At 71.8% G+C, this 11110-nt stretch carries 8 protein-coding genes and 3 tRNA genes; 10 read left to right on the forward strand and 1 reads right to left on the reverse strand.

What is annotated here, in order from left to right:
* Positions 1-86: 86 nt before the first annotated feature.
* The 4 genes from ACTIDRAF_RS0215150 to ACTIDRAF_RS0215165 all read left to right on the forward strand — a co-directional run bounded on the left by ACTIDRAF_RS0215150 (position 87) and on the right by ACTIDRAF_RS0215165 (position 2910).
* The gene (locus ACTIDRAF_RS0215150; protein WP_016699578.1) at positions 87-1634 is read left to right on the forward strand and encodes a M28 family peptidase; all 1548 of its coding nucleotides are present in this window, start codon (positions 87-89) and stop codon (positions 1632-1634) included.
* A 148-nt stretch (positions 1635-1782) separates the two neighbouring features.
* Entirely contained in the window at positions 1783-2259 is a 477-nt protein-coding gene (locus ACTIDRAF_RS0215155) for a MarR family winged helix-turn-helix transcriptional regulator (RefSeq protein WP_052168846.1), read from the forward strand.
* A 34-nt stretch (positions 2260-2293) separates the two neighbouring features.
* Positions 2294-2380, forward strand: a tRNA-Ser gene (locus tag ACTIDRAF_RS0215160).
* Between the two features lie 143 nt (positions 2381-2523).
* On the forward strand, positions 2524-2910 hold the full coding sequence (locus tag ACTIDRAF_RS0215165; protein ID WP_016699580.1) for a VOC family protein: 387 nt from the start codon (positions 2524-2526) through the stop codon (positions 2908-2910).
* Between the two features lie 91 nt (positions 2911-3001).
* Here the strand turns inward: ACTIDRAF_RS0215165 and hisC are convergent, their stop codons facing one another.
* Positions 3002-4072 (reverse strand): histidinol-phosphate transaminase, encoded by a 1071-nt coding sequence (hisC, locus tag ACTIDRAF_RS0215170; RefSeq protein WP_016699581.1) that lies wholly within the window; start codon positions 4070-4072, stop codon positions 3002-3004.
* A gap of 212 nt (positions 4073-4284) precedes the next feature.
* Between hisC and ACTIDRAF_RS0215175 the strand changes: the two genes are divergently transcribed.
* The 6 genes from ACTIDRAF_RS0215175 to ACTIDRAF_RS0215200 form a co-directional block, all read left to right on the forward strand.
* The gene (locus ACTIDRAF_RS0215175; RefSeq protein ID WP_016699582.1) at positions 4285-4938 is read left to right on the forward strand and encodes a dienelactone hydrolase family protein; all 654 of its coding nucleotides are present in this window, start codon (positions 4285-4287) and stop codon (positions 4936-4938) included.
* A 106-nt stretch (positions 4939-5044) separates the two neighbouring features.
* On the forward strand, positions 5045-7105 hold the full coding sequence (locus ACTIDRAF_RS29060) for an acetoacetate--CoA ligase (protein WP_016699583.1): 2061 nt from the start codon (positions 5045-5047) through the stop codon (positions 7103-7105).
* A gap of 70 nt (positions 7106-7175) precedes the next feature.
* Positions 7176-7266 (forward strand) — tRNA-Ser (locus tag ACTIDRAF_RS0215185).
* Positions 7267-7303: 37 nt separating this feature from the next.
* A tRNA-Arg gene (locus ACTIDRAF_RS0215190) sits at positions 7304-7376 on the forward strand.
* Positions 7377-8496: 1120 nt separating this feature from the next.
* A complete protein-coding gene (locus tag ACTIDRAF_RS35335) occupies positions 8497-9738 on the forward strand; it encodes a Cys-Gln thioester bond-forming surface protein (RefSeq protein WP_016699584.1) in 1242 nt (413 codons plus the stop codon).
* A gap of 259 nt (positions 9739-9997) precedes the next feature.
* On the forward strand, positions 9998-11110 hold a 1113-nt coding region (locus ACTIDRAF_RS0215200), incomplete at its 3' end, for a hypothetical protein (protein WP_026066139.1).

An 11110-nucleotide genomic window follows, 5' to 3' on the forward strand; every position in this document is an offset into this window, starting at 1 on the left:
CGGGGTGGCGGCGCACCCCCCGCCGCCGGCCCTCGGCGGACCGGTCGCAGGCAGCCGGAACGGCCCGTCCTTTCCTGGGAGGCACCATGACCACGTTCCCGTACCGCAGGCGGACCACCACGACCACCGTCGGGCTCGTCGCCGCCGCGAGCCTGGCCGCCACGGGCCTGCCCGCGGCCGCCGGCGCCCAGCCGGCGATCGACGAGGCGACCGGCGCCCCACGGGCGGAGCTCCCCGAACGGGTCGCCTCGGCGGTGGACCTCACCGGCCTCAACCGCCACCTGGTCGCCTTCCAGCGGATCGCCGACCGGCACGGGGGGACCCGTGCCGCCGGGGAGCCCGGTTACGACGCGAGCGTCGACTACGTCGTCGCCCGGTTGGAGGAGGCCGGGTTCGACGTCACCACTCCCGAGTTCGAGTACGAACGGTTCACGATCGACACCGAACGCCTGCTCGTCCCCGACTCCGAACTGGACGTGCAGATGTTCACCTACTCACCGTCGACACCCGGGGGTGGGCTCGACGGCCCCCTCGCCCCCCTGCCACCCGAGCGTGAACTCGGCTGCGCCTCCACCGACTTCGCGGGGGTGGACGTCGCCGCTGCCATCGCCGTGGTCCGGCGCGGCGAGTGCACCTTCGCCGAGAAGGCGCGGCTGGCCGCCGACGCCGGCGCGGCGGCCCTGCTCGTGGTCAACAACACCGGAGGCCCGGTGCACGGCACCCTGGGTGACGCCAGTGCCGGTGTCATCCCCGTGGGCGGCCTCGATCCGGTCGACGGCGACGCGCTGTTCGACGCGGCCGGGACGCCGGCGACCCTGGAACTCGTCGGCGAGGTGACCGTCGACACCAGCCGGAACGTCCTCGCCCAGACCAGCACCGGGCGCACCGACAACGTCGTGGTGGTCGGCGCCCACCTCGACGCGGTCTACGCGGGCATCAGCGACAACGGCACCGGGAGCGCGGCCCTGCTGGAGACGGCGCTGCGGCTGGGCGCCGCTCCCGAGGTCAACAACGCCATCCGGTTCGCCTGGTGGGGAGCGGAGGAACTCGGGCTGCACGGTTCCACCCAGTACGTCCGCTCGCTCGACTCCGAGCAGCAGCTCGACATCGCCCTCTACCTGAACCTCGACATGGTCGGCTCCCCCAACCCCGGCTACTTCGTCTACGACGGGGACGGCTCCGACGGCCTCTCCGACCCCGGCCCCCACGGGTCGGCCCAGATCGAGCGGGCCCTCGTCGACCACCTCGCCTCCCAGGGGATCGAGGCCGAGGGCACCGCGTTCGACGGTCGTTCCGACTACCGGGAGTTCGTGGCGGTGGGCATCCCGGCCGGCGGGCTGTTCACCGGCGCCGAGGGGGAGATGACGGAGGAGCAGGCCGCCAGGTGGGGTGGGACGGCGGGGGAGGCCTACGACCCCCACTACCACCAGCCCGAGGACGACCTCGGCAACGTCAACCGTCGTGCCCTGCTCGTGAACGCCCGCACGGCGGCGCACGTCGCCACCGCGTACGGGCTCAGCACCGAGGACGTGAACGGGGACCCCGGCGCACGGCGGCGTCAGGCCGCCGAGCGGGGTCAGCTGACGGACGGCGCTCCGGCGCTGCCGAGGACGGGGCGGCTGGCGACGCGGTGACGCGGTGACGCCCCGTCCGCCAAGGCATCGGGATCTCCATCCGGTGGAGTGACAGCGTGGCGCAACACCGTTACGACCACCGGGTGTATTCACCGTGAGCCTGAACGGAACCGGCGTTCCGCCGCGCCGGAGCCAATAACCTAGGCGGGTGGACGAAGGAACTCGGGTCGAGCCCAGGTGGTTGAGCAGCGAGCAGGAACGGGTGTGGCGGGCCTACTTCGTCGGCAGCTCCCTGCTGGCCTACCAGCTGAACCGGGAACTCCAGGATGCGCGCGACATCACGCTCCCCGACTACGAGATCCTGGTCAGGCTCTCGCAGAGCCCGGACCGCCGGATGCGGATGAGCCAGCTCGCCGGGGAGGTGGCCTCCTCGAAGAGCCGGGTGTCGCACCAGATCAACCGGATGGAGAACGCCGGCCTCGTTCGTCGCATGGAGTGCCCCAGCGACGGCCGTGGCGTCTTCGCCGTGCTCACCGACGAGGGGATGGACCTGCTGCGCAGCGCCGCCCCGACCCACGTCACGGGGGTGCGGGCGCACCTGATCGACCTCCTCGACGAGGAGGAGCAGGCCGTCCTGGGCAAGGTGTTCACCCGGATCGCCGACCATTTCGGTGGGGAGCTCTGATCTCGCGGACGGCGCCGTCTAGGCTGGGGCACGAGGAAGCGTGGCAGAGCGGCCGAATGCACCCGCCTTGAAAGCGGGAGACCTGTCACAGGGTCCGGGGGTTCAAATCCCTCCGCTTCCGCGTTGGTGGCGGGGTGGTCCTCCCGAGCCGGGAGGACCACCGCCCGGCTGGCCGGTCCGACGTCCTCGCGACGCGAGGCAGCCCCCTCCGCTCGAGCGGGAAATCCGTTGCCGCCTTCCCCCGCCACTTGCCAACCTGCGCGGATGGCCCTGCTGCGCGACATCGTGTTCGACTGCACCCACCCCGCCTCCCTCGCCCGGTTCTGGGCCGCGGCCCTGACGGGGTACGAGGTGGCTCCCTACGACGAGGCCGAGCTGACCCGCCTGCGGGCGGAGGGGATCGAGGACCCCGAGGACGATCCGTTGGTCCTCGTGGAACCGACGGCACCGGGCGCCCCTCGCCTCTTCTGCCAACGAGTTCCCGAACCCAAGGTCACCAAGAACCGCGTTCACCTCGACCTGTGGGCAGAGGGCCTGGCGTCGGAACGTGACCGCCTGGTGGGGTTGGGAGCGGTCCTCGTCCGGGAGGAGCCCGACCTCCTGGTGCTCGCGGACCCGGAGGGCAACGAGTTCTGCCTGCTCGCCGACTGAGGGCGTCCGGGGCCGCCGCCTACCGCGCTCGGGTCCGCGCCGGATGCGCTGCCACGCGGGCACCTGGCGGCCGCCCGCTCCACCCGAGCGGTCAGCGCTGCGCGTAGGCCGTCGCCGCGACCAGGAACAGGTCGTTCTCCTCCCGGTCGCCGATGGTGACCCGGACCCCCTCACCAGGAAACCCGCGAACGATGATCTTGTGGTCGAGGCAGTGGTCGGTGAAGGCCGCGGTGTCCTCCCCGAGCGGGAGCCAGACGAAGTTGGCCTGGCTGGGCGGGATCTCGTACCCCAGCTCGCGCAGCCCGTCGCGGACCCGTTCGCGCTCCCGGGAGATCTCGGCGCAACGAACGAGCAGCTCGTCCCGTGCCTCCAGGGAGGCGATCGCGGCGGCCTGGGCGATGGCGTTCACGCTGAACGGGAGGTAGACCTTCCGTAATGCCCGCGCCACCGACGGCGTGGCGTAGCAGTACCCGACCCGCAGGCCCGCGAGGCCGTAGGCCTTGGAGAACGTCCGGAGCACGGCCACGTTGTCCCGCCCGGCGGCGAAGCTCCGCTTCGCCACCTCGATGCCGTCCGGAACCTCGCGGTCGGTGACGAACTCCCGGTACGCCTCGTCGAGCACGACGAGGACGTGCTCCGGGACCCGGTCCAGGAAGTCCTCGATCTCGTCCCGGCCAAGGGCCGTACCGGTCGGGTTGTTGGGGTTGCACAGGAACACCAACCGGGTGGCGGGTGTGATCGCCTGGGCGAGGGCAGTGAGGTCGAGCTGGTGACTCTCCGTCAGTGGAACTCGTACCTGCCTCGCGCCCACGACCTGAACGATGATCGGGTAGGCCTCGAACGACCGCCAGGGGAACACGACCTCGTCGCCGTCCTGGCAGGTCGCCTGGACCAGCTGCTGGCACAACGACACGGAACCGCAGCCGACCGCGAGCTGGTCGGCCTCCACGTCCAGGTGGCGGGACAACGTGTCGACCAGCAGCGACGCGCCACTGTCCGGGTACCTGTTGACCTGTGTCGACGCGAGGGAGATCGCCTCGACGACGCTGGGGAGGGGGCCGCCGGGGACCTCGTTGCTCGCCAGCTTGACGGCTCCCGGCACCGAGCGCCCCGGAACGTAGTTCGGAAGGGCGGCCAGGTCAGCCCTCATCCGTACGGTCATCCGCGAATCCTCCGCAGCTAGCCCAACCGGGTCACGCTATTACTCGAACGGGTGTCCTGGCCAGTGCCCGGTCCCGTACGCGCCGACGTCGTCCCTGGATCATGCCCAGGAAACGAGACGGTTGTCACTGCACCAGCCGCGTAAACCTGTTCCGCCGCTCTCCGCACCCTGGTGTTGACGGGAGTTCACTCCGCCGTGGTTGGCTGGAAGCCATGACGCAGACCCGCACCGAGACAGTTCCGCTCACGGACGGCAGGGAGTTGACGGTGACCGTCGCGGAACCCGAGAACAGCGTGCGCGGGGGCCTGGTGCTCCTGCACGGCAGACGCGGCGTCGTCGACCAGCTCCGTGAGCTCGCCGTCGGGCTGGCCGCGGAGGGGTGGCTGGTGGCCGCTCCGCACCTGGACGGGGACCAGAGCCGTCCCGACGGCGGGACGGGTGACCGCCTGCTCGCCGACACCGACGCCGCCTGCGTCTGGTTGGTCGACCGGGGAGTGCGCGACGACCAACTCGGCTTGCTCGGTTTCGGTGCCGGGGGCACGGCGGCGCTGAGGGTGGCCTCGCAGCGGAGCCTGGGCGCCGTCGTCAGCGTCGCGCCGGACGCCGTCACCCTCCCCGACGAGGACGACGGCCGAACCCTCGTCGACCTCGTCTCCGAGCTGAGCTGCCCCTGGCTGGCGCTCTACGGGAGCGACGACGAGTCGGACCAGGGCCTGGTGCGCCTCCGCGACGCAGCGGACAGCGCCTCCTCGGTGGCGAACGTGGTCACCTACCCGGAGTCCGAACACCGGTTCGACCAGGACGGGGTCGCCGCGTCGGAGGCGTGGCAGCGCACGTTGACCTGGTTCGACGCGCACCTGCGCTGAAGCCCCTTCAGGGTTCACCGCCCCGGCACCCGCACCCACCCCCGGCGCCCTGTCCCGCCCGGTCGACCCCTTGGCGAACGCGCCGGATTGGGCTAGGAACCGAGGTATGGCAGGCAACGAGGCGGCCACGCCCGAGGTGCTGTGGGCACCCGACTCCGCTCGGGCGGGGACCAGCGCCCTGGAACGGTTCGAGACCTGGGTTCGCGAACGGCGGCCCGAGGCGCTGGGCTGCTCAGCCCCGCCCGGTGGACCGGCCGGCTACGAGGCGCTCTGGCGGTGGTCGGTGGAGGACCTCGACGGCTTCTGGTCCGCGGCGGCCGAGTTCCTCGGGGTCCGGTTCCACCGGCGTCCGGCGTCCGCCTACGCCGGTGGGGGCATGTCCGAGCCGAGGTGGTTCCCCGGTGCGACGTTGAACTACGCGGAGCAGGCGCTGGCGGGCCGGCCCGGACCGGAGGTCGCCGTCGTGTTCCGGCGCGAGGACGGAACCGGGGAGGAGTGGTCCTTCGACGAGCTGCGCGGGCGGGTGGCGGCCCTGCGGGAGTTCCTCGTGGCGGAGGGCGTCGGTCGAGGTGACCGCGTGGTCGCCCTGCTGCCGAACACCCCGCACGCCCTGGTGGGCCTGTTGGCCACCGCGAGCATCGGCGCCGTGTGGTCCTCCTGCTCGCCGGACTTCGGCACCACGGCCGCCGTGGACCGGTTCCGGCAGATCGAGCCGGTCGTCCTCCTCGCCGTTGACGGGTACCAGTACGGAGGTCGTTCGTTCGACATCCGGGGAAAGGTCGGGGAACTCGCCAGCAGGCTCCCCACGTTGCGAACCGTCGTGCTGGTCGACTACCTCGGGGACGCCGCCGCCCGGGCCGGTTCCACCGGCTCGACCGACACGATCGGCGGGGTCCGGGCGGTGCCCTGGGAACGGGCGCTCCGAGCGCACCCGGACGCTCGGCTGACCTTCGAACCGGTCGCCTTCGACCACCCGCTGTGGGTGTTGTACTCCTCCGGCACCACCGGGTTGCCCAAGGGGATCGTGCACGGGCACGGCGGCATCGTGGTGGAGCACCTGAAGGTGTTGGCGCTGCACGCCGACCTCGGGCCGGGCGACCGGTTCCTGTGGTTCACCACCACGGGTTGGATGATGTGGAACTACCTGGTGTCCGGCCTGCTGGTGGGCGCGGCGGTCGTGCTCTACGACGGTAGTCCGGCCCACCCGGAGCCCGACGCGCTGTGGCGGTTGGCGGCGTCGACCGGCGTCACCTACCTGGGGATCTCCGCGCCGTTCGTCCACTCCTGCCAGAAGGGGCGAGTCACCCTCGCCGGGCTCGACCTGTCTCGGGTGCGGGCGGTCGGTTCGACCGGCGCTCCGCTCAGCGAGGAGGGCTTCCGCTGGCTGGCCGACCAGCTGGGGCCGGACGTCCAGATCGCGAGCGTGTCCGGCGGCACCGACGTCTGCACCGCCTTCCTGACCAGCGCGCCCACCGTTCCGGTCTGGGTGGGGGAGTTGTCGTGCCGAGCGCTGGGGGCGGCGGTGGAGGCCTACGACGAGGACGGCCGGTCGGTGGTGGACCAGGTGGGCGAGTTGGTGGTGACGCGGCCGATGCCCTCGATGCCGGTCTTCTTCTGGGGGGACTCCGACGGCGCTCGGATGCGCGAGGCCTACTACGAGGCCTTTCCCGGTGTGTGGCGGCACGGTGACTGGGTCCGCCTCAGCCCACGGGGTTCGGCGGTGATCCACGGGCGCAGCGACTCCACGCTCAACCGCGGTGGAGTGCGGATGGGCACCTCGGAGTTCTACGGCGTGGTGGAGAGCCTTCCCGAGGTGCTCGACTCGCTGGTCATCGACAACTCCGGCCCGACGAGGCCGGACGGGGAACTGGTGTGCTTCCTGGTGCTGGCGCCGGAGGCGGAGGAGGGGGCGGTGGTGGCGCGTGCGCGGTCACTGCTCCGGACGACGTTGTCGCCCCGCCACGTCCCGGACCGGTTCCTGCGGGTCGGGGAGGTGCCGAGAACGCTGAACGGCAAGAAGTGCGAGGTTCCCGTCAAGCGGATCCTGGCCGGGGTCCCGGTGTCCGAGGCGGTGAGCCGGGAGGCGCTGGCGAACCCGGGCGCCCTCGACGGCGTGGTGCGCGCCGCGCTCGCCGAAGGCGGCTCTGAGCTGGGAGAACAGGTTTAGGGGGACCCGGTTTTGCCCCTGGTCCACCCGGTTGTGTAATGTATGCCGCGAGCGACCGAACGAGGTCCCGGGAGGCTTCGCCTAGTCTGGTCTATGGCGCCGCACTGCTAATGCGGTTGGGGGTTTAAGCCCCCTCCCGGGTTCAAATCCCGGAGCCTCCGCAGCACCGGCCGGTAACGGCTGGTCACAACTGAACAAGCGCCCGTAGCTCAACGGATAGAGCATCTGACTACGGATCAGAAGGTTAGGGGTTCGAATCCCTTCGGGCGCGCGTCGAACGACCCCCCTGGCGACAGGGGGGTCGTTCCGTTTCCGGGCCAGTCCCTCCGGGCGAGGGGGTGCCCCTCCGGGGGGCTCAGGCCGTTGTGACGATGGGCACGTCTCCTCGCTCGCGTCCACGGGTGCCCGTGTCGCGCCGGGGTCGCCGTCGTGCCGGAGGGGTTCCTCGGGGCGCTGCGGATGTGGAGTGAGCTTCGCCACGCTCTGGCCGCCATCGCCTGGTCGTCGTGGGCGGGTCGCGTGGCGGGGCGGTGCTCGGTCCCACCCCATCGGAGGGTGCTCGGGCGGTGGGGGTGCGCCCGGGGCCCGAATGACGCCACTCCGCCGCCAACCGGTGTCGTTCACCAAAAAGTGATCAACAGTCTGCGTAACGGTTACGGCTTGTACGTAACGCTTCCCGATCCGGCCAATTCTGTCCGCTTGCTGGTCCGCATTCGCCCTCCGACCGGACTAGCAGCTATTGAGCGAGTTATCCGGCGCCGAGCATGCGGCGAGTAATTCCGCTCACCCCGAAAGGTGACACCAGTCCCCGGATGCTCGGGCTAAGGCCGGCCAGTACTTCACTTTCCGTTGTCGGAGTCCCGGGAAAACCACATTTCATGGTCCGGATGCTTCCAGTTTGGCATCGGCACGCAACCTTCGCGCCGCCCGCGCATCCTAGGGGGGCGACGCGCTCCGCCCCGGTGCGACACGGGTGACGTCCAGTGTGACCGCCGGTGGTGGCTCCCGCCCCGGAAACGGGCAGGTTGGACGGACGAGTTCCCGCTGCCGCCGGCGTGCCGCACGGCGGTGGGCCCGGCTGGGAGGAAGCTCCGGTGGAGCCGAAGGCGGCCCCTTCCCGCAATGCCTCACCCGGGGGGACGAATAACCGGGCGGCTCCCGAAACAGGGCGGGGCCTTGCTACGCCGGAATTGACGCGTCGGCTAAAGTCGTGCCGTCCGCCGAACCGGAAAAACGGGTCGGCCCGTCAACGGGTCGCCGGAACCGGAGCGCCCCAAGACTCACGCCGATGGGGACACCGGGGTCACGGCGGCGGGAAATCGTGGTCTACCCCTGATCCAGTCCGCCGGTCGGCGGTTTCCCGGACCTCTGGTCCGGAAGAGAGGAGAGACATGAGACTCGGGTTGCGCCTGGCGCGAGCCGGCGCGGCACTGCTCGGCGCGGCTGCCCTGCTCGTCGGCACCGCACTGCCGGCCGCCGCGTCCACCAAGGGCCACTACGACAACACGAACGAGGTCAAGGGCGAGAGGATCCACCTGACGGACCGCTCCTCGGTCCCGACGGTGCTGCTGCCCCTCGTCCTCGAGGACGGCACCGAGCTGCTCACCTACTGCGTCGAGCTGACCATCACCGCCGCCAACAAGGCCCCTTACCACGAGGTCCCGTGGGACCAGTACCCCACGGACGAGGGTGCGCCGTTCCCCACCGCTCCGGGCAAGGTGCTGTGGATCCTGCAGAACTCCTACCCGCAGGTGTCGGTTGACGAGCTGAACGCCCAGCTCGGCACCAACCTGAACGTGGAGCGCGCCGTCGCCGGCACGCAGGCCGCCATCTGGCACTTCAGCAACGGCTCGAAGCTGGCGGGCAACAACGGCCGCGACATCCAGACCCTGTACCGCCACCTGACCGGCGAGGCCAACGTCGGCGTCGACCAGCAGCCGACCCCCACCCTGGCGCTGAGCCCCGAGAGCCACTCCGGTGCCGCCGGTGAGCTGATCGGCCCGTTCACGGTCGAGTCCAGCGCCGGGACGGTCGGCCTGGCCCTCCAGGGCCCGGAGGGCGTCACCCTGGTCAACAAGAACGGCGAGGAGGTCAACCCGATCTCCGGTGAGGTGCCGACCGACAGCATCTCCGAGCTGTACGTCAGCGTCCCCGAGGGCGCCGAGGCCGGCGAGGCCACCATCACCGCGAACGCCTCCGCCACCGTCAACACCGGACGCCTCTTCGTGGGTGACCCGTCGGGCGACTGGAGCGGCGCCAGCCGCAATGCCCAGAACAGCAAGCGCACCCAGTCCCTGATCGTCGCGGAGGGCAAGCCCACCAAGCTGGACACCTCGGTCCGCGTCGACTGGGTCGGCGGGCCGGTCGTTCCGCCCACCTCCGAGACCCCGCAGCCGAGCGAGCCGGAGACCCCGCAGCCGAGCGAGCCGGCCCCCAGCACCACCCCGAGCGTGCCGGAGGCCCCGGAGACCACCACTCCGGCCCCGCCGGCCCCCGAGCGCCCGGACAACGAGGAGGACCTGGCCAACACCGGCGCGTCCATCTGGCTGCCGCTGGGCCTGGGTGCGGTGCTCCTCGGCGGCGGTGCCACCGCGCTGTTCCTGATGCGGCGCAAGAAGCAGGCCGAGGTCTGAGCCTGACGCCGTCCTGAGCACGGGCGGGACGTCCTCCCCCGACAGGGGCAGGGCCTTCCCGCCCCCGCCACCACGGGGCCATCTCCCAGCCGGGAGGTGGCCCCGTTGGCGTTCCCCGCTCGTGCACCGGCCCGCTCCGGAACCTTTTCCCCGGTCCCGGCGTCGGAAGAGGTGAGTGGCGACCCGGTCGTCGACCAACCGGGCGGGCGCACGGGTCCACCGCCGGCCGCCACCACGGGAGGGACGGGCCACGCTTCACGTGGGCACCGGAGACCAGGGGGTGGCCGTGTTGACGGGTTCGGTGGTGGCCGCGCTGATGGGTGGTCTGGTGGCGGCGGTTCCGATGCTTGGTCCGGCCGAGACCGAGACGCCGGAGACCGGGGTGGTCGCCGTCGGGTCCGCGAACCCCGTGGACGCCCCCCTGCTGGTGCCGGGCCGAGGCGAACACGCCGACACCATCCGCCCCGGCGAGTCCCGCTTCTACGCCGTGCCCGCCCCACCGGGGTCCTGGCCGGCCGTCACCGTGGCGCTGCGCCCGGTGGTGGATGGTCCCGGTCCGCCACCGGACACCTGTTCGTCCCATCTCCGGGTCGCGTTGTTGACCCCGACCGGCACCGAACCCGACTACGGTCCCGCCCCCAGGCATGCCGCCTTCGGCAACTCCGCGGAGGCGAGGGTGGAGGTGACCAGCGCGGCGCCCGTCGAGGCCGGCGACCCGTTCGGGGAGGCGGCCGACGGCTCCGGCTACTGGTACGCGGTCGTGAACCTCGAGGCCGACGACTGCTGGAACCGGCACCCGGCCGTTGCCTTCCCCCTCGGGCTCGGCGTCGACACCGAGCAGGACGTGCCGTTACCGCCCTACCCCGAGATCGGTGTGCCCGGCGCACCCACGCCGGCGGGTGCCACGACGCTGCCAGCCGACGGGACGGCCACCGTGGCCACGCTCCACCCCGGGGAGAGCCGGTGGTTCGCCCTGCCCGTGGAGCCGGGGAGCCGGATCGGGGCCACCGCGCTCTTCAGCGGTGACCCCCAGGCCACCTCCCCGCAGTGCCCGGCGCGGGCCAGCCTGGCCCTGCACGCCCCGGGCAACACGGTGCTGGCCCGTGACAGCGACTCCTTCACCGGAACGAGTGTGGTGGGGGCCACCATCTCCGTCGCCGAGGGCGCGCCGGGTGTCGCCGGGCAGCAGGTCGGGTTGGCCGGGCTCCACCTGCTGCGGATAGAACTCGCCACCGGTCTGTGCGGCGCGGCGGCGTCCATCTCCGACCTCGGGTACCGGGTACGCCTGACCGCGGTGGCCGGGCCCGTGGACGAGGTCGGCTGGCCCGTCCCGGGGGCCGAGGAGGGCGAGGAGACCGGGGATGTCGGAGAG

It is taken from the genome of Actinoalloteichus spitiensis RMV-1378, from assembly GCF_000239155.1.
GTDB classification, from domain to species: domain Bacteria; phylum Actinomycetota; class Actinomycetes; order Mycobacteriales; family Pseudonocardiaceae; genus Actinoalloteichus_B; species Actinoalloteichus_B spitiensis.

Coding starts and splice junctions, on each gene's coding strand:
- hisC (WP_016699581.1), bottom strand. CDS start 4,072: ATGACCGTACGGATGAGGGCTGACCTGGCCGCCCTTCCGAACTACGTT.
- ACTIDRAF_RS0215175 (WP_016699582.1), top strand. CDS start 4,285: ATGACGCAGACCCGCACCGAGACAGTTCCGCTCACGGACGGCAGGGAG.
- ACTIDRAF_RS29060 (WP_016699583.1), top strand. CDS start 5,045: ATGGCAGGCAACGAGGCGGCCACGCCCGAGGTGCTGTGGGCACCCGAC.
- ACTIDRAF_RS0215165 (WP_016699580.1), top strand. CDS start 2,524: ATGGCCCTGCTGCGCGACATCGTGTTCGACTGCACCCACCCCGCCTCC.
- ACTIDRAF_RS35335 (WP_016699584.1), top strand. CDS start 8,497: ATGAGACTCGGGTTGCGCCTGGCGCGAGCCGGCGCGGCACTGCTCGGC.
- ACTIDRAF_RS0215150 (WP_016699578.1), top strand. CDS start 87: ATGACCACGTTCCCGTACCGCAGGCGGACCACCACGACCACCGTCGGG.